18 protein-coding genes are annotated in these 22,377 nt (G+C 35.8%); 6 read left to right on the top strand and 12 right to left on the bottom strand.

Features of this window, described 5'->3' with window-relative positions:
* Nucleotides 1-17: 17 nt before the first annotated feature.
* The 5 genes from nqrE to D0T53_RS03070 form a co-directional block, all read right to left on the bottom strand.
* Nucleotides 18-635 carry an NADH:ubiquinone reductase (Na(+)-transporting) subunit E gene (nqrE, locus tag D0T53_RS03090; protein ID WP_163264971.1) on the bottom strand — a complete coding sequence of 206 codons (618 nt, stop codon included), beginning with the start codon at nucleotides 633-635 and terminating at the stop codon, nucleotides 18-20.
* A gap of 37 nt (nucleotides 636-672) precedes the next feature.
* Nucleotides 673-1,311 carry an NADH:ubiquinone reductase (Na(+)-transporting) subunit D gene (locus tag D0T53_RS03085; RefSeq protein ID WP_163264969.1) on the bottom strand — a complete coding sequence of 213 codons (639 nt, stop codon included), beginning with the start codon at nucleotides 1,309-1,311 and terminating at the stop codon, nucleotides 673-675.
* 14 nt (nucleotides 1,312-1,325) lie between these two features.
* The gene (gene nqrC, locus D0T53_RS03080; RefSeq protein ID WP_163264967.1) at nucleotides 1,326-2,030 is read right to left on the bottom strand and encodes an NADH:ubiquinone reductase (Na(+)-transporting) subunit C; all 705 of its coding nucleotides are present in this window, start codon (nucleotides 2,028-2,030) and stop codon (nucleotides 1,326-1,328) included.
* 5 nt (nucleotides 2,031-2,035) lie between these two features.
* The gene (locus tag D0T53_RS03075) at nucleotides 2,036-3,247 is read right to left on the bottom strand and encodes an NADH:ubiquinone reductase (Na(+)-transporting) subunit B (RefSeq protein ID WP_163264965.1); all 1,212 of its coding nucleotides are present in this window, start codon (nucleotides 3,245-3,247) and stop codon (nucleotides 2,036-2,038) included.
* 86 nt (nucleotides 3,248-3,333) lie between these two features.
* A complete protein-coding gene (locus D0T53_RS03070) occupies nucleotides 3,334-4,689 on the bottom strand; it encodes a Na(+)-translocating NADH-quinone reductase subunit A (protein WP_163264963.1) in 1,356 nt (451 codons plus the stop codon).
* Nucleotides 4,690-4,980: 291 nt separating this feature from the next.
* Here D0T53_RS03070 and D0T53_RS03065 point away from each other — a divergent pair, with 291 nt between their 5' ends.
* From D0T53_RS03065 to D0T53_RS03055, 3 genes are all read left to right on the top strand, one after another.
* Nucleotides 4,981-6,597, top strand: coding sequence for an ABC-F family ATP-binding cassette domain-containing protein (locus D0T53_RS03065; RefSeq protein ID WP_163264961.1), 1,617 nt, complete (start codon nucleotides 4,981-4,983; stop codon nucleotides 6,595-6,597).
* 198 nt (nucleotides 6,598-6,795) lie between these two features.
* Nucleotides 6,796-8,046: a DUF5103 domain-containing protein gene (locus D0T53_RS03060; protein WP_163264959.1), complete on the top strand. Its 1,251-nt coding sequence runs from the start codon at nucleotides 6,796-6,798 to the stop codon at nucleotides 8,044-8,046.
* 244 nt (nucleotides 8,047-8,290) lie between these two features.
* Nucleotides 8,291-10,648 carry a sodium-translocating pyrophosphatase gene (locus D0T53_RS03055; protein WP_163264957.1) on the top strand — a complete coding sequence of 786 codons (2,358 nt, stop codon included), beginning with the start codon at nucleotides 8,291-8,293 and terminating at the stop codon, nucleotides 10,646-10,648.
* A gap of 73 nt (nucleotides 10,649-10,721) precedes the next feature.
* Here D0T53_RS03055 and D0T53_RS03050 read toward each other — a convergent pair whose 3' ends face one another.
* The 5 genes from D0T53_RS03050 to porQ all read right to left on the bottom strand — a co-directional run bounded on the left by D0T53_RS03050 (nucleotide 10,722) and on the right by porQ (nucleotide 17,393).
* Nucleotides 10,722-13,493: a TonB-dependent receptor gene (locus D0T53_RS03050; RefSeq protein ID WP_163264955.1), complete on the bottom strand. Its 2,772-nt coding sequence runs from the start codon at nucleotides 13,491-13,493 to the stop codon at nucleotides 10,722-10,724.
* A 157-nt stretch (nucleotides 13,494-13,650) separates the two neighbouring features.
* Entirely contained in the window at nucleotides 13,651-14,631 is a 981-nt protein-coding gene (pfkA, locus tag D0T53_RS03045; protein ID WP_163264954.1) for a 6-phosphofructokinase, read from the bottom strand.
* Between the two features lie 29 nt (nucleotides 14,632-14,660).
* A complete protein-coding gene (locus D0T53_RS03040) occupies nucleotides 14,661-15,542 on the bottom strand; it encodes a 4-hydroxy-3-methylbut-2-enyl diphosphate reductase (protein WP_163264952.1) in 882 nt (293 codons plus the stop codon).
* Nucleotides 15,539-16,231, bottom strand: a complete 693-nt coding sequence (gene cmk / locus D0T53_RS03035; protein ID WP_163264950.1) for a (d)CMP kinase — start codon at nucleotides 16,229-16,231, stop codon at nucleotides 15,539-15,541. Before cmk ends, D0T53_RS03040 begins: the two co-directional genes overlap by 4 nt.
* A 154-nt stretch (nucleotides 16,232-16,385) precedes the next feature.
* On the bottom strand, nucleotides 16,386-17,393 hold the full coding sequence (gene porQ / locus D0T53_RS03030; protein ID WP_163264947.1) for a type IX secretion system protein PorQ: 1,008 nt from the start codon (nucleotides 17,391-17,393) through the stop codon (nucleotides 16,386-16,388).
* 247 nt (nucleotides 17,394-17,640) lie between these two features.
* Here porQ and D0T53_RS03025 point away from each other — a divergent pair, with 247 nt between their 5' ends.
* Nucleotides 17,641-17,985 (top strand): MGMT family protein, encoded by a 345-nt coding sequence (locus D0T53_RS03025; protein WP_163264945.1) that lies wholly within the window; start codon nucleotides 17,641-17,643, stop codon nucleotides 17,983-17,985.
* On the opposite strand, the gene D0T53_RS03020 is transcribed toward D0T53_RS03025, so the two are convergent.
* On the bottom strand, nucleotides 17,982-18,863 hold the full coding sequence (locus D0T53_RS03020; RefSeq protein WP_163264943.1) for an AraC family transcriptional regulator: 882 nt from the start codon (nucleotides 18,861-18,863) through the stop codon (nucleotides 17,982-17,984). The two genes, D0T53_RS03025 and D0T53_RS03020, sit on opposite strands and share 4 nt — an antisense overlap.
* 174 nt (nucleotides 18,864-19,037) lie before the next feature.
* On the opposite strand from D0T53_RS03020, the gene D0T53_RS03015 reads away from it, so the two are divergent.
* Nucleotides 19,038-20,825: an L-fucose isomerase gene (locus D0T53_RS03015; RefSeq protein WP_163264941.1), complete on the top strand. Its 1,788-nt coding sequence runs from the start codon at nucleotides 19,038-19,040 to the stop codon at nucleotides 20,823-20,825.
* Nucleotides 20,826-20,833: 8 nt separating this feature from the next.
* On the top strand, nucleotides 20,834-21,220 hold the full coding sequence (locus D0T53_RS03010) for an L-rhamnose mutarotase (protein ID WP_163264939.1): 387 nt from the start codon (nucleotides 20,834-20,836) through the stop codon (nucleotides 21,218-21,220).
* Nucleotides 21,221-21,282: 62 nt separating this feature from the next.
* On the opposite strand, the gene D0T53_RS03005 is transcribed toward D0T53_RS03010, so the two are convergent.
* Nucleotides 21,283-22,368, bottom strand: a complete 1,086-nt coding sequence (locus D0T53_RS03005) for a GyrI-like domain-containing protein (RefSeq protein ID WP_163264937.1) — start codon at nucleotides 22,366-22,368, stop codon at nucleotides 21,283-21,285.
* Nucleotides 22,369-22,377 lie beyond the last annotated feature (9 nt).

Genomic DNA, 22,377 nt, shown 5'->3' with positions numbered 1-22,377 from the left:
AACTTTTCGCTGTTTAATTAAATACTGATACCAGAGAAACACATAAAGCCGATTCCCATTAAGGCAGTTATAATAAATGTAATACCTAGCCCACGCAATGGTTTAGGAATATTCGAATATTCGATTTTTTCACGGGCAGCAGCAAGCAATGCTATTGCAATAAACCATCCTATGCCTGAGCTGAAACCATAGTTGGTAGCTTCAACAATACTCGAAAACTCTTTTTGTTGCATAAATAGCGATCCTCCTAATATAGCACAGTTTACAGCTAACAATGGCAGGAATATACCTAATGTACTATATAGTGCAGGGCTGAATTTTTCGACAGCCATTTCAACAACTTGTGTTGTTGATGCTACAACCGTAATGAAAACCAACAAAGTTAACATACTTAGGTCTACGTTGGCAAAATCGTCGTTTATCCATGTTAAAGCCCCTGCTTTAAGGATATAATTTTCGAGCAGATAGTTTATTGGTACAGTTATAGTTAACATAAATACTACAGCTATACCAAGCCCTATGGCTGTTTTTACGTTTTTCGATACAGCCAAATATGTACACATACCCAAAAAGTATGCGAATATCATATTATCTATAAAAATAGACCGTACAAAGATGCTTATATTTTCTTGCATGATTATTTGTTATAAATTTATTAAGCAAATTCTAAAATCAATTTGTTTCTTCCTGTAACTCAGGGTTACGGCTACGATGTACCCAAATTATTACAGCCACAACAATAAGTGCCATTGGAGGAAGAATCATCAAACCATTGTTCATATAACCCAACTCGAAAAATGCATCGGGCAAAACCTGATATCCGAGTAAAGTTCCGGAACCCAGCAATTCGCGGAAAAAACCTACAATTGCAAGAATAATGGCATATCCCAATCCGTTGCCAATACCATCAAGAAACGAAGGCCAAGGTCCATTGCCTAAAGCAAAAGCTTCGAGCCGTCCCATCAGTATACAGTTGGTAAGAATAAGGCTAATGAAAACCGATAATTGTTTATTGAGTTCGTAAGAATATGCTTTTAAAATCTCACTAACCAACGAAACCAACATTGCTGCAACTACAAGTTGAACAATGATTCTTATTTTTTGAGGAACAAGATTCCGAATTAGAGAAATAACAACATTAGCCAAAGCAACAACAATAGTAACACAAACACCCATCATTAAAGCTGCTTCGAGTTTTGTTGTTACGGCCAGTGCCGAACAAATACCTAAAACCTGAATAATTACAGGATTCTTCTTATTTAAAGGGCCTAACAAGATTGCTCTTGTTTTTTCAGACATAAATTTACTCATATCTCTCTATTCTTTTACTTTTGAAGTTTCTTGAAAAAGTTGCTATATCCTTCCAGCGAATTGAATAACATATCCTGAACACCATTACCTGTAATAGTGCCACCCGATATTCCATCAACATAATCGCGGTCGTTAGTGCTCTTACCCGGTTTTACTACAGCAATTGATTTAAAAGTTCCATCCTTAAACAGATGCTTTCCTATAAATTGATCGCAGAAATAAGGTGTTGCTATTTCAGCACCTAACCCGGGGGTTTCTCCTGCATGGCTAAAATCGGCTCCATATACTGTATTTCCGTCTTCTTCAATCGATAAATATCCCCATACATCGCCCCATAAGCCTTTACCAAGTAATGTTGTTATATAAATGGTTTTACCTTCTAGCTTGGCTTCAAATATTGAATACCTACGTTCCGAGTCTGCTTTCTTTTGTTCTTTACTTAAATCAAGATTAAAGGCATCGTCTTTCGAATCAGGTATTTTATTACCATCTGCATCTATCAGGTAGATATCTGTCATAATTTCATCAAATTTCGATGGAGCATCTTTTGCACTTGATTCAATCTTTATAGAACGAAGTATTTGTTGCATTTTGTCAGCTTCTACATTTAGTTGCTGTTTATCTTTTAGGGCTTCATGAGCAAGCGAAAGCACCAAGGCAACAATAATTACCATTACCGAAGCAAATATTATAGTGTATTTATTACTTTCTCTGTTCATAGTCCTTATTTTATAGCTCTTTTCAATCGTTTCTTTATATTTTGTTCAACTACAAAGTAGTCGATAAGTGGGGCAAATGCATTACCTAATAATATAGCAAGCATCATTCCTTCGGGATATCCCGGGTTAAACACCCTGATAATAACAGTAAGTATACCTATTAAAAAACCGAATATCCATTTACCTGTTTCTGTTCGGGCCGATGTTACCGGATCGGTAGCCATAAATACAGCACCAAAAGCAAAACCTCCTAACAATAAGTGTGCTAAAGCCGGGGTTTGCATTGAAGGATTAGCTCCTATTGCATTAAATAGCAATCCGGTTAACAAACCTCCTGCAAAAACCGAAAACATTACCTTCCAGCTGGCAACCCTTGTTACAATTAAAAGTACAGCACCTAATAAAATAGCTAATGTAGATGTTTCGCCAATTGATCCCGGTATTAAACCTAAAAACATATCCCACACAGATAATATATGTCCGTCGATTCCTGAGAAAACCGGAGCCGATGTTATACCCTCAATTTGACCCAAAGGTGTAGCACCCGAGTAACCATCTATTGTTTGAGCAACGCCATCAACCGTTTCCGGTGCTCCAAATCCAAAACTATCTGATGTTCTGACAAACACTTTATCGCCCGACATTTGCGATGGATAAGCGAAGAATAGGAACGCACGAGTGATGAGTGCAACATTAAACAGATTGTACCCTGTACCTCCAAATACTTCTTTTGCAAAAATAACAGCAAAAGCTGTTGCCACACCAATCATCCAAAGTGGAGTATCAACAGGTACAATCATTGGTATAAGTATTCCCGATACCAGAAATCCTTCCTGTACTTCTTCTTTCTTAACTTGTGCTATAGCTACTTCTATACCCAAACCAACAACATACGATACTATTATTTTAGGTAATACGGCTAGTAAGCCAAACACAAAGCACTCCCACAAAATAGTTTCTTGTCCTATTGCGAGATAATGTTGATACCCTACATTATACATACCAAACAATAATGCAGGCACAAGCGCCAGTATAACTATTGACATAGTACGCTTTGCATCGGCAGCGTCGTGTATATGCACTCCCGATTTAGATGTTTTATTCGGAACAAACAAGAAGGTATCTATTGCATCGTATAACGAGTGAAATTTCTGCAATTTACCTCCTTCCTCAAATTGAGGCTTTATTTTGTTCAGCGTATTTCTTAAAGCTTTCAATGTTAGTAAATTTTAAAGTTGCAGGCTTAAAAAGCCTAGTTTTATTATTAAATCAATATTAAACTCTGTATAGAGAAACAGAATGTTTATTCCATTTCTTTTTTAAGTTTAAGCAAACTGTCGCGAATAATTTTTTGTATTTCCAGTTTCGATGTATCAACAAATTCGCAAAGAGCAAAATCTTCAGGAGCCACCTCGTAAATACCAAGCTGTTCCATTTTATCAATATTGAACGAGATAGCAGCCTTTATCAAAAATTCGGGCATAATATCCATAGGGAAAACACGGTCGTATTCGTTCGACATTATTATAGCTCTGCGTCCACCAAGTAAGCGGGCATCGAACTTGAATTTTTTTCCTCTAAATAATTTTGTGAAAAATGTACATCCAGCGCTATATTTATTAAACCCGGGTGTTGCCCAGCCTAACATTTCATAAGTATCATCGCCTTCGGGGATAACTGTAATGTGCGAATCGTAAAATCTTAAATGCCCGTCAGCATCTATTTTTGTACCGCTCAACACATTTCCCGATATAAAACGTAAATGCTTTTCTTTTGTCGTATTAGAATTTACCAATTCTTTAATAGAAGTTCCGATAACAATTGAGTAATAACCTTTTTTCACAGCTTCCGATCCGGTATAAGCTACCGTTCTTGTAAAATCGGCATGTCCGTTATTAAAAAGTTGCCCGAAGTATATTACATCACGAGCATCAACTGTCCAAACACACTCTCCTTTATTTACAGGCTTTATTTTATTTATCTGAACGCCTGTATTTCCTGCTGGGTGAGGTCCGTCAAATTCGTATATTTCGACATTCTGAGCATTGCGTATAGCAGATAACTTGGTTTTATTGCTTATGCCTAAGTAAACTTTACCTTGGGTTAATTTAGTTAAGGCATCAAGTCCTGTCTGAAAATCATCAGTATGCTTGTCTAAAATAAAATCGTACGAAGGGGCAAGTGGTGCAGTCGAAAACGCTGTCACAAAAATATCACGGGGCTCCGATAACGGATTTGCAATAACATCATATGGGCGTTGTTTTATAAATGGCCATAAACCTCCTTTCAATAAAGATTCTTTAACCTCGTCTGTAGATAAACTACTCGGATTTTTTTTATCAAAATCAACGTATTCTGTTACAGGATCAGCTTTTACCGTAATATCAAGTAATTTCCGTTTTTCGCCTCGGGTTATTGATGTTACTTCGCCGCTTACGGGTGAAACAAATACAATATCTGTATTGTTTTTGTCATGCATTAGAGGGGTTCCTGCTTTTACAATGTCCCCAATTTTAACATCAACTTTGGGTATTAACCCCGGAAAATCTTCAGGATATATTTTTATAACGTCTGTTGTTATATTCCCAATGAAATTTTCGGGAGCTTCTCCTTCAATCGGAATGTTAAGCCCTTTTTTTATTTTAAATGATTTTTGCATAGCAAATTTTTATAAATATCTGCCGGTTAAGTTATATATAATATATAATAATATCTAAGATGTAATTTTAAAATAGCAAAATGCTATCTTTTTTGATATTTCGAGATGAACCTTTAGCTAAAAACGCTTAAAACTCAATCGAAACCCTCGCAAAAATACATTTTTAAAGCTTAAAACCAAAATATATCACTCTTTTCGGATACGATTTTCATTTGCTTATTCGCCTGCCTTTTTATTATTAAATTACTACCTTTGCAGCCTTTTAATTAAAGATTAAATTTATTTACGCGGATGCTGATAGTTGAAAGTTTAAAAGTTGAATTGGGAGGGCGAATACTCTTTGATAATATTAACTATATAATAAACAACAAAGATAAAATAGCTCTTGTCGGTAAAAATGGTGCAGGAAAAAGTACTATGCTAAAAATTCTGGCAGGAGTAAATAAAAGTTATAAGGGTACTGTAACAGGCCCCGACGGTATGACTGTTGGCTATTTGCCTCAGGTAATGAAAGTTTCGGATGAGAGAACGGTTCGGGAAGAGGCATCTCAGGCATTTGTACATATTTTTGATTTGCAGGAACAAATTGAAGATATGAATAAACAACTCGAAACACGTACCGATTACGAGTCGGACAGTTATGCTAAACTTATTGACGATTTTACGCAGGCACACGAACGTCTGTCGATGGTCGAAGGCTTGAATTTTGAGGGAGAAGTAGAAAAAACTCTTTTGGGTTTGGGTTTTAAGCGAACAGACCTAGACCGCCCTACGAGTGAATTTAGTGGTGGATGGCGAATGCGTATAGAGCTGGCTAAATTGCTTTTGCGTAATCCCGATGTAATGTTATTGGACGAGCCCACCAATCATTTGGATATAGAATCGATAGGATGGCTAGAGGATTTTATAACTACTCAGGCCAATGCTGTGGTTCTTATATCGCACGACAGGGCTTTTATTGATGCAGTAACTACACGCACCATAGAACTTACTATGGGCAAAATATACGATTACAAGGTTAATTATTCAAAGTATCTTGAATTAAGGCAGGAGCGCCGTCAGCAGCAAATACATGCTTGGGAATCGCAACAAAAACAAATAGCCGAAATAGAAGAATTTATTGAGCGTTTTCGTGCTCAGGCAGCGAAAGCAGTACTTGTGCAAAGCCGTATACGTCAGCTTGAGAAGATGGAGCGAGTTGAAATTGACGAAGAAGATAAATCATCGGTACGTATAAGGTTTCAACCGGCTACACGTTCGGGCAATTATCCCCTTACTGTGGATATGGTTACTAAAAAGTACGACGACTATCTTGTTTTTGAGAATGCCAACCTAATGATTTCGAGAGGAGAAAAAGTGGCTCTTGCCGGAAAAAACGGAGAAGGAAAATCGACTTTTGTAAAATGTGTTATGGGCGAAACTCCCTATAATGGAACTATTATGCTTGGGCATAATGTTAAAATAGGCTATTTTGCACAAAATCAGGCTGACCTTTTAGATGAAGATCTTACTGTATTCGAAACTATTGACAGAGTTGCCGAAGGGGATATTCGTACGCAAATACGAAGCATATTAGGTGCGTTTATGTTCAATAAAGAAGATTCTGAAAAGAAAGTAAAGGTTCTGTCGGGTGGAGAACGTACACGTTTAGCAATGATTAAATTATTATTAGAGCCTGTAAATTTGCTTATTTTAGATGAACCGACCAATCATCTTGATTTAAAAACCAAAGAAGTTTTAAAAAATGCCCTACTCGACTACGATGGAACTGTAATACTTGTATCGCACGACCGTGATTTTCTGGATGGGCTTGTAACTAAGGTTTTCGAATTTTCAGATAAAATGGTCAGAGAGCATATTGGTGGTGTAAAAGAATTTCTTGCAAAGAAAAGAGCATTGTCGTCGTAACGGAAGCGAATGATATATAAGTAAAAACAAAATGCCGGGAAATATAAAAACGTTTCTTGGCGTTTTTTATTTAAATTTTCGGTACAATACGTACCTATTGAAATACACCAATCATCGGTTCTAAATAAAAAATATATAGTTAGGGTTTTTTAATCTGTATTATTTATTATCTTGTTTTCGTTTTAAAGATAAATTCAAATGAAGAAACTCGAATTAGTATTAATAATATGCATGCTTATTGCACCTCTTATTGTAAAGTCGCAGAATTACAAAACCCAACCTTTATCGTCCGAAATAAAAACTATAAGTGTAAATAAGAATGGAGATTGGCTGCAGCCGCCATTTATCAATTTACATTCGGGCGATTTTATTCGTATAAATTTTGACCGATTGGGCGAAAATTCTTTTAATAGGCTGCGTTATAAACTAGTTCATTGTAATGCTGATTGGACACCTTCTACTCTTTCGTACATCGAATATCTTGATGGGTTTAACGACAATTATATAGAAGATTATGCATCGTCGGTAAATACGACGGTAGAATATACTAACTTCGGGATAAATATTCCAAACCAGGATTTATCGTTAAAAGTTTCAGGCAATTATGCTGTTATTGTTTATGAAGAAGATAATCAAGATAATATTTTATTGAATGCATGCTTCTCCGTTATAGACAATGTTATAAGTATATCCGGTGGTATGTCGTCGAATACACTTATCGATTCGCATAAAGAGCATCATCAGATATCGTTTATTATAAATCATCAAAATATTAGTATTAAAGATCCTCTCGAAGAACTAAAGGTATTTGTTCGACAGAACAACCGACTGGATAATCAGAAAGTATTAGTAAAACCTACATATATACAACCTAACCGTTTGGTTTATGAGCAAAATAAAGATTTAATATTTGAAGCAGGAAACGAATATCGTCGATTCGAATCGGTCAGTTATCGCTATAACGGATTAAATATAGATCGCACCGAGTATGTTCGTCCTTATAATTATACGTATATCATACCCGATCAAATAAGGGCTTACAAACGTTATATATACGATCAGGATCAAAACGGACGATTTTATATACGTAATGCCGAAGCATCGGATAATGATATTGATGCAGATTATTTTTATACAAAATTTTCTCTTTCGGCAGAAGATCCGATATTGAATAGAATTTATGTAACCGGCGATTTTTGTTATAATATTTTTGGAGAAGATAATCTGATGCAATACGATTATGAGCAAAAAGAATATTATACTACTATATTGTTAAAACAGGGTGCATATAACTATCTTTATCTCGCACAAGATGGCGATAAATATTCAACAGCCCCAATGGAAGGCAACTATTATGAAACTGAAAATGAATATCAGATTTTTGTATATTATCGTCCTATAGGCGAAAGGTCTGACAAATTGATTGGTTTTCTTAATATTGCAAAATAGAATCTTTACTTTTTGATTCAAAGTTTTAAAATATGGCTGAAAGTTGTGTAAACAACAACAATTTTTTATGCAAATCTCAATTTTATAAACTTTTTCATTATATTTATCTCGTTAACAAAAATCGGTATACTGATCTCAGTATACAAAAAGTGTTCATGCACTATTAATAAAACAGAACAAGAGAATACTGTAGCTTGTTTAAAAGAAAATAAAATAAATTGTAACATTTATAAAACAAAAAACTATGAAAAAATTACAGTTATTAGCTCTCTCTTTTTTTCCGGCCTTTGCTATGGCAAGCGAGGCCGATCTTAAAGTTCCAGATTTAGGAAGTGGATACAATCTGCTATTATGGGGTATGATTGTTTTGCTGCTAGGTGTTGCGTTTGGTTTAGGACAATACATCAAGATTAAAAAATTGCCGGTGCATAAAACGATGCTTAATGTATCTGTTACTATTTACGAAACTTGTAAAACTTATCTTATTCAGCAAGGAAAATTCCTTATTTATTTATTATGTATAATCGGGGTAGTATTGATTCTCTACTTCGGTTTTTTGGCTAATCCTGATATTGTTGCAACGGGAGAAGTTAGTAGTATAACCTTTCTTGTTTACGTATTGTTTTGGACAGTACTTGGTATTTTAGGCTCGTATGGTGTAGCATGGTATGGAATACGTATTAATACTTATGCCAACTCTCGAACAGCTTTCGCCTCATTACGTAAGCAACCTTGGGATGTAGTAAATATTCCTTTAAGAGCAGGTATGAGTGTAGGGGTAATTCTTATCACTGTTGAGCTTATTCTTATGTTGGCCATACTTTTATTTGTTCCCGGAGATATGGCCGGTGCATGCCTTATCGGTTTTGCTATTGGAGAATCGCTCGGAGCTTCTGCTTTACGTATAGCCGGAGGTATTTTTACAAAAATTGCAGACATTGGTGCCGACTTAATGAAGATAGTGTTTAATATAAAAGAAGACGATCCTCGTAATCCTGGTGTTATTGCAGATTGTACAGGTGATAATGCCGGTGATAGTGTAGGCCCTACAGCTGATGGTTTTGAAACATATGGAGTAACGGGTGTTGCCTTAATATCTTTTATCGTTTTAGCTGTAATGAATGTTGAAATTCAGGCTCAATTTATAGTTTGGATTTTTGTAATGCGTTTAATGATGTTATTTACTTCAATATTTTCTTATTACATTAACAACATTATATCTACTGCAAAATATAAAGGTAAAGCAGCATTCAACTTCGAGGCTCCGCTTACAACTTTAGTTTGGATTACATCAATTATATCTATCGTTGCAACATATATAGCAAGCTATTTATTGTTATCCGATATGCAAGCCGGATTGTGGTGGAAACTAGCGTCTATCATTAGTTGTGGTACATTGGCTGCAGCATTGATACCTGAACTTACGAAAGCTTTTACCAGTTCAAAATCGCGTCATGTGAAGGAAGTTGTTACAGCATCGCGTGAAGGTGGTGCATCCTTAAATATCATCTCGGGAATTATTGCAGGAAACTTTAGTGCATTCTGGAAGGGTATGGTTATTGCTGCATTAATGGCTGTTGCTTATATAATATCAATGCAAGGGCTGGATTCTGTAATGTCTTATCCTTCAATATTTGCATTTGGATTGGTTGCATTTGGATTTTTGGGTATGGGGCCTGTTACGATAGCAGTAGATAGTTATGGCCCGGTAACCGATAATGCACAGTCGGTATTTGAGCTTTCACGTATAGAAAGTATTCCTAACGTGTCGGCAGAAATAGAAAAAGATTTTGGTTTTACTCCTGATTTTGAAAAAGGAAAAGAATATCTAGAAGAAAACGATTCGGCAGGAAATACATTCAAAGCAACAGCAAAACCTGTATTGATTGGAACAGCTGTTATTGGAGCAACAACAATGATATTTTCGATAATATTGGTGTTGAAAGAATTCGGATTACTAAGTATCAGCCTTACCGACGCTCCGGTATTGTTAGGTTTTATTTGTGGAGGAGCTGTTATTTACTGGTTCTCAGGAGCCTCTATGCAAGCTGTAGCTACAGGAGCATACCGTGCTGTGGAATTTATAAAGAATAACATAAAATTAGATAAGGACGAAGCAGATATAAATGATTCGAAAGAAGTTGTAAAAATCTGTACACAATATGCTCAGGTAGGAATGTGGAATATATTCCTAGCTCTTTTATTCATAACTTTAGCTTTTGCATTTATCGACCCTAACTTCTTTGTTGCATATCTGATATCAATAGCTGTATTTGGTTTGTTTCAAGCAATATTTATGGCAAATGCAGGAGGAGCATGGGATAATGCAAAGAAAATAGTTGAAGTTGAACTTAAAGAACGTAATACTCCATTACACGAAGCTTCTATTGTGGGCGATACTGTAGGCGACCCTTATAAAGATACTTCGTCGGTAGCTTTGAACCCTATTATTAAATTTTCTACGTTATTCGGATTATTAGCTGTTGAAATTGCTATCTCTGATAAACTGAGCAACTTTAGTATTTGGATAGGACTAGGATTCTTAGTTGTAGCCCTTGTTTTTATCTATCGTTCGTTCTACGCTATGCGAATAAAGAGTTAAAGAACTTTTATATTTAATACAAAGAAAGCCTGAATTTTTAAGTTCAGGCTTTCTTTATATATATATTTTATGCTTAAAACATTCCACCGGGAGGTCTGCCACTTCCTCCTCTACCCTCTCTTCCAAATCTGCCCGGGCCTTGTCTTTCCTCTCCGTCAGAATTATTAGAACGGCTTGATCCTTTAAATGATTGAAACCGGTAAATAAAGTTTACCATAAAGTAACTGTTCAAACTGTTTGTTACCGATTCGGTTATAGCTTCGGCTGTTGACGAACGTGATATATTGGTGCGTTCCTTCAAAATATCGTAGATCTTAAACCTAATTGTTGCATTTTTACCTTTTAAGAACTGTTTCGAAACAGAAGCATTCCACAGCCACTCATTTAGTTGATATCCTGATGAGTATCCTGAGTTAGATGAGTAATTAATATCACTTTCAATTACAAAATCGTAAGGCAAATACCAAGAGAAATTGCCAAAACCTCCGAAATTGTAAACCTCCTGATTTTGATTCGAGTTTATAGAATTTCGAGTAGATTCGAACGATACACGACCTCCTAAATCGAATTGGAATACATCTGAGTTAAATTTCAATCTTAAATCTTCTCCTATATTAAATACATTTGCTGTATTTTTCTGAATAGAACTGTCTCGTTGTTGTATAAATTTATTGTCCCTGTTGTAAGACCCATAGGTTGCCGTATTTATTGAGAACTTTTTATTTTTCAATGGTGTATTATACATCAATCTGAAATTTCCATTCATATTTCCATTTATATTCTCATAAGTATTTGTTCTTCCCCCATCATTATTCCATTTATTTATTGTGACAATGTCGTTAGACGTATGGGTAAACCTCGCAAATGCCATTATTGAAGATGCTCTTTCCGGTATATATTTCTGATAACGAACGAATAAATTATTTGTAAATTTTGGTTTAAGATTAGGATTCCCAATAGTTTTATCCGTTCCATTCTGACTAATAATACCATCAAACAACTGAGTTGTAGAAGCTTCACTTGTTCGGGCATTATATCTTACTCTTAAATTATGACGCTTGTCCCATAAGTAATTGAACTCTACCCGTGGCGAGAAATTGACAGTATTACGATTAGTTTCTTTTTTCTCCTGATCAGGGTGATTTATTGTTGTTTTCGATTTCGAGGGTTCTACACCTAAGCCCAAGGTATAATTATATTTTTGCTTTCGGCTCTGAAAATTTAACGATATATTCTGGTTTAAAAACTCGTTTTTTATGTTACGGGTAAAATCGTTTGCAACCTCTGTATAGTCTCCTGTAAAATCGTCATAATCAAAAGTTTTTTTATCAGTTTTAGATATGTTCTGTCTGATATTGTATGCAAACTCCAAGAAATTATTATAGCCAACAGGCTCGAGGTAAGACAGGCGTGCACGCCAGTTGTAACTGTCGTTATCGGTATTACTTTTTCTGTTAGTAATTTTAAGCGGATTGGATGTTTCATAATAATCGATCTCATTATACTCTAAACCATCATCATCACCTGTTGAATAACCTCCCGATACTTCGAGTGTTACCGAACGCCCTTTATTATTCAGCTTCCTATTAATTAATAAATTACCACTAAGGTTCAAGTTCTTACTATTGGTGCTATTTTCCTCCAGCCCTTCATAGCTCAACTCTATACTATCATTATCGATACGATTTGAAGTGTTGCGCGATCTGTTTTCTGTTTTCGAATAATTTAAATTAGGCCTGAAAATTACCTTTGTCATGGTGTCAGGTTCCCATTCTAGTTTTTGACGAATATTAAACCTGTCGCTTATTACATTGCTTCTTGATCGAGAACTTTCGGTTTTATCTACATTTATATAAGATTTATTACTTTCGCTTATTGTTTCTCTATCTGTTTGCGAGTAATATATATCACCATCCCATTTCAATTTTTTAGATGGTTCTATTGCAAAGTTTGCTCCGCCCTCTTTTGTTTCAGTTATTCCCCGGCCTCCAGACCGCGAGTTTGCGTTTTGGTTGTTATTATTGTTGAAGTTTCCTAAAACAGAAATGCGTGTATTATCTTTTGCATAGTTAAGAAATCCATTTCCTTCATAACGATCTTCACTTCCATAGCCAATCAAAGCATTACCATACAAACCTTGCTTCATTCCGGGCTTTACAACAAGGTTTATAACTGTTTCTTCTTCTCCATCATCGAATCCTGTAATTTGCGCCATGTCCGATTTTTTATCTAACACTTGCAATTTATCAACAATTTTAGCCGGAAGGTTTTTAGATGCGGTTTGAGGATCATCACTAAAAAATTCTTTACCATCTACCAATATCTTTGAAATATCTTTACCATTAACCTTTATTTTCCCTTCCGAATCAACTTCTGCTCCAGGTATTTTTTTTATCAAATCTTCAAGAACTGCACTTTCCTGAACTTTGTAGGCATCAGCATTATATTCTACAGTATCGCCTTTCACTATAATATCTGGAGCTTTGCCTATTACAGTAGTTTCTTGTAATAGGATTCCATCTTCTTTTAGATATATATTTCCCAATTGGTTTTGAGGTTTTGTTGCTTGAATATTTAAGTACTGATTGGTATATCCTAAAAAAGAAATATCTATGATATAATTACCGGGTTTAACCGAAGCATTGAAACGACCAGACAGATTTGTTGCTGCACCATTTACATACGAGCTGTCTTTTGCTGCTAATATCCGAATACCAGCCTGAGGGATAGGGTCTTTACTTAAACTATCGAGTACCGTCCCCGAAATTGCAACTGTGCCTGTAGATTGAGCAAAACCTCCTAACGTAATTAGTAGGAGGAAAAAAGAGATCAAGTAAAATTTCATTTCATTTTATTTTTAATTTTCCTATATTTTTAAACATATAACGTAATCTATGACTTTTTTTTTTCGAAAAGGTTTAATCTGTTATGGTTTTTTATTTATAAACACAAAAAGCATTCATATTTTTATGAATGCTTTCCGTTTTTTATAGTTTTTCTGACTAAATTGACAATACTTTCAATGTTGATAATAATCCATCTCCTAAAGGTTTATTCTTTTTTATAGCTTTAGAAAAAGGTACGTTAACTATTATATCATTCTGTATACCAATCATAACATTACGTTGTCCGTCCATTAAGGCATCTACGGCAGCGGCACCCATACGACTGGCCAATATACGATCTGCAGCGGTTGGAGATCCACCGCGTTGTAAGTGCCCTAATATAGTAACACGTACATCGTATTCGGGGTATTCGGTTTTTACCCTATCTGCAATAGCCATTGCGCCTCCTGTAATTTCGCCTTCGGTAACGAGTACCATACTACTGTTCTTGGATTTTCTGAAACCATTGGAAATAAGTTCTTCCAATTGGTCTTTTTCCATAGATATTTCGGGAATAATAGCAGCTTCGGCACCTGTAGCAATAGCCCCGTTTAATGCCAGAAAACCACATTCGCGTCCCATAACTTCTATAATAAACAAACGTTCGTGCGATGTAGCTGTATCTCTAATTTTGTCAACAGCTTCCATTATTGTATTCAACGCAGTATCGTAACCAATAGTAGTATCTGTACCGGATAAATCGTTGTCGATAGTTCCGGGTAAACCTACTATTGGGAAATTATATTCTTGAGCAAAAATTTTAGCACCTGTTAAAGATCCATCTCCACCTATAACTACCAAAGCATCAATGCCTTCGCGAAGTAATGCTTCGTGAGCTATTTTACGTCCTTCCGGTGTTCTAAAATCCTGGCTTCGAGCGGTTTTGAGTATTGTTCCACCTTGTTGGATTATATTACTGACTGAGTTTGTTTTAAATTCTTCAATTTCATCGTAAATAAGTCCACGATACCCACGCATAATGCCTTTTACTTTCCATCCATTATATATTGCTGCACGAGTTACGGCACGTATAGCCGCATTCATTCCCGGGGCATCACCTCCCGATGTTAATATTCCGATGCATTTAATGTTTGCCATAATTTTCAACGAAATTAAAGTCTGTAATACTAGATAACCTGTTTTTTTATTAAAATATTCTCTACCTCTTTTTCTATTTCTTCCATCTGCCATTTAGGAGTCGATGTTGCTCCACATATACCTATAGATAAACCTGCTTGAATAACGGATGGGTCTATTTCTTCGGACGAGGACACAAAATAAGAGTTTATATTATATTGTTTACATTCGGCAAAAAGGACTTTCCCGTTAGAGCTCTTTTTCCCTGCTACAAAAAATATTAAATCATGCGATAAAGCGAATTCTTTAATGTTAGGAATTCTGTTCGATACCTGACGGCAAATGGTGTCGAAGTATTCGAACTTAGCCAGAGGGCTTATTTTTGTCTTTATTAAATCTATTATTTCCTGAAAACCATCCAAAGGCTTAGTTGTTTGAGAAAATAAACATATATTCTTCGAATAGTCAAGTTTATCCAAGTCCTCTTTACTTTCTATTACAACAGCACTCGAATTGGTTTGTCCCATTAAACCATTAACTTCGGCATGCCCACTTTTACCATATATAACAATTTGGGTTTCATTATCTTTTTCAGCATTGTATTTGTCATTGATCCTTCGTTGAAGCCTCAATACAACCGGGCACGATGCATCTATAATCTCTATATTATTTTCTTTAGCTATCTGATATGTGGACGGAGGCTCGCCATGAGCCCGCAATAATACCTTTACATTTTTAAGTTGCCTGAACTGTTCGTGATTAATAGTTTTTAATCCTAATTTTTCAAGCCTGTCTACTTCCAGATTGTTATGCACAATATCGCCTAAACAATATAAAATACCACCTTTAGCTAATTCTTCTTCCGCTTTCTGTATAGCATTTACCACACCAAAGCAGAAGCCTGATTTTGGATCTATTTCTATCTTGCTCATTTATTTATAACATCCTTATATTTTTGAAGAAGCCATTCCATTTGCTCTTCTTGTGTCATATAAGTATTATCCAAAACGATGGCATCTTCGGCCTGACGTAATGGTCCTTCTTTTCTGTTTTGATCAAGCGTATCTCTTTCCACAAGATTTTTTAGTACTTCATCAAATGTTATATTATTGTCTCCCTTTGCTCGCATTTCGTCTAAACGTCGTTGAGCTCTTATTTCGGGGGTAGCTGTTACAAATATTTTTAATTCGGCATTAGGAAAAACAACAGTGCCAATATCTCGTCCGTCCATAACTACACCTTTGGCTTCTCCCATTTCCTGTTGCAACTTAACCATGCGTTTGCGAACGAACCCTATCGCACTTACAATACTCACTTTTCCCGAAACTTTCATCGAGCGTATTTCTTTCTCGACATTTATCCCATTCAAATAGGTTTCGGGTAAACCTGTTGTATTATTTATTTTAAAATCAATTTTAATATTGTTAATAGAAGCTTCCAGCTTATTTATATCAATCTCTTGTTCATCAATTATATTATTCTGTATACAATACAATGTTACAGCCCGATACATAGCACCACTATCTATATATATATAACCAATAGATTTAGCTAATCCCCGAGCCATTGTACTTTTTCCGTTAGACGAAAATCCATCAACTGCAATTGTAATCTTTTTCATAAAAATATATGATGTCCGAACGTTATAAGTAAACATTAATTCTATCGTGTTTACTTTAGTTTCGCTCTTATTATTTTATTGTTAAACGTATGCAAAGGTAAGTATTTGCCGCAAATAGATTGCAACAAAAAGAGAAACAAGTTTTGCTCGTTAATTAAAATTTAGATAAGTCTGTCGAGAAGCTAAAATGATAAGATGTTGCAGATGGAGAATACTGGGATAATGAGAATCCAAGGTTAAATTTACTAACCTTTAGCCCTGCTCCTAAATTCCATCCACCCCATTTATTACCTTCTGTAATTTTAAGGTCTGAATTTATTTTAGGACTATATCCTACTCCAATCCACATGTTTTGTGAAGGCAGAAGATCAACCCCAATAACAGTATGTTTAAACAATGTTTTAAAGAAATTATCGTCTTTCGATTCTATACCATTAGCTTCGTCTATTTTTTCAAACTTCCATTGTGTGAGGTACATTCCTGTAACCGATAATCGGATTGGAGCATGAGCTATTTTTTTTGTAAAGCCAACCTGAACATCCCAAGGTAGCCCTACCCTATCTTCATTAAACGAACTTAATTGTGCCCCGATGTTCTTCAAAACTATTCCGGCCGATAAATCTTTTTCTTTTTTGTAGTAACTCAATCCCACATCGAAGGCTACGGCTGTAGAAGAGTATTTGTCGTATGACGAGTATATAAACTTAGCAGTAACCCCGCCTCGTAGCATTGGAGTAAGGTCGCGGCTATATACCCCACTTACAAGCATATCTGTTGCCGAAAAATCTCCTTCGCTAATTTGTTCTGCATTATAACGTTTAAAATCGCCGTAATTAATATAGCTGACGCCAAACGCCATTGTTGAAATTGGAGATAAGGATTTTGCAAATATTGCACTCCCGACTCCTATATCATCCACATATGCCATGTAATTAACATTGAGAAACATATTCATCTCTTCTCCTAACGAAGCAGGATTGTGAAAAACCAAAGATAAATCATTGTCAACTAAAGAAACATTATTTCCTCCTAAAGCATTTATATGAGTTGAAGTAGGTAAACTAAGAAAACGATAGACTTTCTCACCATTCTGACCATACATTGGTATATGTACAATTAGAACGATTAAACAACCAAAGATTAAGGCTGATAATTTATTCATACATTAGCGATGTTTACAAAACCAATAACAAATATATGTTTATTATTTCGTTTCACGAAAAACACATTCTATAAATAAAAACTAAATATTTGACAAAAGATTGTGTGACAACTAAAATTTTCTCCTTTTTGTGCTCCTATCGCTTGTATAAATTGTTTTGCAAGCCGTATTATTCAGATGTTATAAAAAATCACATTTGGCTTTGATGATGAAAACGCCTAACTTTACATAGGAATAAAGGCTAAGCATGACTGATATTGAAAAACAAGCTTTCATCACAGCTGTGTATGATATAGTAAAAAGCATACCCTATGGCAGAGCCACAAGCTATGGAGCTATAGCTAAGGCCATTGGGTTTCCTGATTTTTCCCGAATGGTGGGAAGTGTAATGGCTGCATGCAACTCTTCCGAACAAAATATTCCAGCTCATAGGGTTGTGAATAGCCAAGGTATATTATCGGGTAAAGATGCTTTTGGCACATCTGATGAGATGGAAAAACTTCTCGAAGCAGAAGGTATAACCGTTGTTAATAACAAAATAAAAAACTGGAAGAAAATATTCTGGAATCCTTTGGAAGAAATAAACATTTAGAACTGTAAATTTATTTCTTGCCTGTTGCTTTCCTGTCTGAATTGTACAGGGGTTTTACCTGTATACTGCTTAAATATGCGATTAAAATAAGATATATTATCAATAAGAAGCTCAAGGGCAATATCCCTCACCTGACGATTGGTTGTTAAAAGTAACAACTGAGCCTTTTCTATCTTCTTTAAGTTTATATATTTTAATGGTGTAACATCCATTTCTTTTTTGAATAACCTTATAAAATGGTTTTCGGACAAACAGGCTACATCAGCCAAATCAGTAATCAATAAATCTTTATCAAAATTTTCGTGAATATATTTGATACATCTGTTTATCCGTTCGTCTTTTTTTAACGATTTTACTTTTGCCGATTCTAAAAACCGAGACAAATATTGGAGTAGTATACCTTGCGACTCTATTACCAGATGTATCGGAATCTTTTTATTATCGGCAATATATTTCGAAAACGTGAGTAAATTATCATACGATTGAGGATCGTAACTCATTAAATGCCTGCCCGGATTAATTTCTGTCAATCTTTTGGCAAGCAAAATATCTGTATGCGTTGCCTGAACTTCCAATGGAAAATCATATTTATCGAATACAGACTCCTGATTGACCGCTTTCTGATAGAAATGTATATAGTATAATGAAAAATAGCTATCGCACTCATCATTGTGTAAAGTGAAAGGAGGTATTAAGTATAAGTAACCCGGTTTTAAAATCTGTGTTCTGTCTCCTATTCTTATTCTAGCTTCTCCTCCTGTTACATAATATATACGCGCAAATGGGCTATGTATGTTAGTCCAGTTCCAGTTTGCATTTAATTCGGTATACCCGATATTTAATAATATAAGATTCGATGTACCATCTACCGCATCCATTATATTCTTAGCTTTTTTCTGTTATGTTTACCATCTGTAAATATACTAATTTTAGAAACAATATATCATCTTTTGGTGATTTTGTACTATTCGATAATCGATATTATGAAACGCTTTGAAATCAGAATTATTTACCTTTGAAAAAATAGATCATTATAAACTTAAATTATAATCATGAAAACTAGGTATCAGGGCAGCTGGCCCAAAATAGGCATCCGTCCAACTATCGACGGTCGTATGGGAGGTGTAAGAGAATCTCTCGAAGTACAAACAATGAACATGGCAAAAAGCGTAGTAGATTTGCTTACATCTACAATGAAATACCCTGACGGGACTCCCGTAGAGTGTGTTATTGCCGATTCTACTATCGGACGTGTGGCTGAAAGTGCCGCCTGTGCCGAAAAATTCAAACGCGAAAATGTAGGGGTAACCATAACTGTAACTCCTTGTTGGTGTTATGGCAGCGAAACTATGGATATGGATCAGCATACAGTAAAAGCTGTTTGGGGATTCAATGGAACCGAACGTCCCGGGGCTGTGTATCTGGCAGCCGTATTAGCTGCTCATGCACAAAAAGGACTACCTGCATTCGGAATCTATGGACACGATGTAAAAGATCTTACTGACACTACCATACCGGACGATGTAAAGGAAAAACTTTTACGTTTTGCAAAGGCTGGTATGGCTGTAGCTATAATGAAAGGTAAATCGTACCTGTCGATAGGTGCTGTATGTATGGGTATAGCAGGCTCTATTGTAAATACCGATTTTTTTGAAGACTATTTGGGTATGCGTTGTGAAGGTATTGACGAGGTGGAGATCATTCGCCGTATGACCGAAGGTATTTACGATAAAGAAGAATATAAAAAAGCTCTTGCATGGGCAAAAGAAAATTGCAAAGAAGTTGCGGATAATATAAATAAGCCTCATTTAGTTAAAACCCGCGAAGGCAATGATGCTGATTGGGAGTTTATCGTGAAAATGACTCTTATTGTTAAAGACTTGATGACAGGGAATCCTAAACTTAAGGAAATGGGATTTGGAGAAGAAGCATTAGGGCATAATGCTATTGCCGCAGGGTTTCAGGGACAACGCCAATGGACCGATTTTTACCCGAACGGAGACTTTACCGAGGCAATACTTAACTCTTCGTTCGACTGGACAGGTGTGCGTGCCCCTTATGTGTTAGCAACCGAAAACGACGCATTAAACGGCACTGCCATGCTATTCGGCTATCTACTAACTAATACTGCTCAGATTTTTGCAGACGTACGTACATATTGGAGTCCGGAAGCTGTAGAACGTGTGACAGGTAAAAAACTTGATGGTTTAGCTTCGGGTGGTATGATTCATCTTATCAACTCGGGTGCTGCAACACTCGATGGTTCTGGACGTCAAAGCGACAAGGATGGAAAACCTACAATGAAGCCTTTCTGGGATATTACAGAAGCTGAAGCAAAAGCTTGTTTGGATGCAACATCATGGGTACCGGCAAACAGAGAATATTTCAGAGGGGGAGGTTTTTCGTCAAAATTCTTAACTCGTGGAGGTATGCCTTGTACAATGGTACGTTTAAACCTTGTAAAAGGCTTGGGACCTGTTTTACAAATTGCCGAAGGATGGACCGTAGAACTTGATCCGGAAGTACACAAAATTCTAGACGATCGCACTGATAAAGGCTGGCCAACAACATGGTTTGTTCCACGTCTTACCGAGGATGACAACTTTAAAGATGTATATTCGGTTATGAACTATTGGGGTGCAAATCACGGCTCGATAAGTTGCGGACATATAGGTGCCGACCTCATAACTTTGGCTTCGATGTTACGTATTCCTGTGAGCATGCATAATGTAGAAATAAAAGATATATATCGTCCGGCTGCTTGGGGTGCATTTGGTATGGATAAAGAAAGTGCCGACTACCGCGCATGCCAGACATACGGTCCATTGTATAAAAAATAAATTATTAAATGAATTTGAAGGATGGATATGTGAGAAAACCGGCAGGAGCAACAAAACGTTTCTGTCAGTTTCTTAAACTCAATTCCCAAACTCTCGAACAATATAAATATTGGCATAATAGCCATAATATATGGAAAGAGATTCCGGAAGGTATTCGTAAAGCTGGCATATTGGATATGGAAATCTATGTGATAGAAAATATGGCTTTTATGATACTGGAAACACCTATTGACTTTGAATGGGACGAAGCTTTTGGCAAACTGGCAACTTATGAGAAACAAGCCGAATGGGAGGATTTTGTTTCCAAATACCAGATAACAGAAGAAGGTAAACGTTCGGAAGAAAAATGGCAACTTGTTGAGCGTATATTCTCTTTAACAGATGCCATTAAATAATGACTTGTGAGCCGAAGAAGGACGCTTAATTTTGGCGTCCTTCTTTTTTATTACCCTTTCCCCTACTCTTTTATTGGAATATATACTTCAGTAAGTATTTCTTCTTCGGCGACTAAATGTGGATTATTCAGGTATTTTTCATAAAAAACACCTTTTCGTAACTTATATTTACTTTCGGGCAACCAAATAAATATAATAAGCTTATATAGATTGTGTAACTCCCTGTAATGACCTTTAAGCGTAAAAATAGCATATAGTCCTCCATCCAATTCTTTATAACCAAATATACCTTTAGGTTTCACATGTTGATCTATACTTATACATGCATAAAACCTACACTTTTCGGCTTCTGTTATAGAAGGATCGTCGAAACTAACCCCAAGAGATTCGCTATCTTTCGAAAATAATCCGCTTAGCACAGCATAAGTATATAACTTTTTCCATGCTTCGCTATACGACTCGGTAGAGCCATATTCATCCATTACACGAATATAAATAACATGCTTGGAATTTATTTTGCAGATTCTTGGAGATAAATCTAATACTCTATATTTGTTCCATTCTCCTTTCGTTATTTTATATACGCTGGGTGGAATTCCAAAATGTTTTTTAAAAGCTTTCGATAGTGCTTGCTGGCTATTATATCCTACCTTTTCCGATAGTTTATCAAGGCTATCGTCTGTGGTTCTCAATTGTCTGGCTACAAATTCGAGCCTAAGCCGTTGTACATATCCCCCCAAATTTTCGCCAATAATAGCTTTAAATATACGATGAAAATGAAAAGGCGAAACATTTGCAATTTGCGATAATGTATCAAGATCTGGTTTTTCGTTCAGATGATCATTAATATAATCAAGTACTTTATTTATCGATTTATGATATTCGTTTTGAGTATCTTCTTTTCTTGCCCATCGTTTCAGTGTAGGAAATTGTATCCTCATATTTTTTATAACAGACTCCCTATTTTCGTTTTGTACAAATTTTGCACAAAGCTTAATCATTTCGTCCATTGTCACATTCGATGTAAATTGCCCATCTATAAAACAATAACGGCAATAATCTTCAATACGATACCCGTTTATGTCTGTACCTAACATTTCGACCGATTTTAACGGCATTCCACAACTTTGACAGACCGAGTTTCTCATACGATAAAA

It is taken from the genome of Dysgonomonas sp. 216 (genome assembly GCF_010501065.1).
In the GTDB taxonomy this organism is placed as follows: Bacteria; Bacteroidota; Bacteroidia; order Bacteroidales; family Dysgonomonadaceae; genus QVMM01.
Note: the sequence above shows the minus strand (reverse complement) of the source record. Positions and strands in the feature narration are given on the sequence as shown.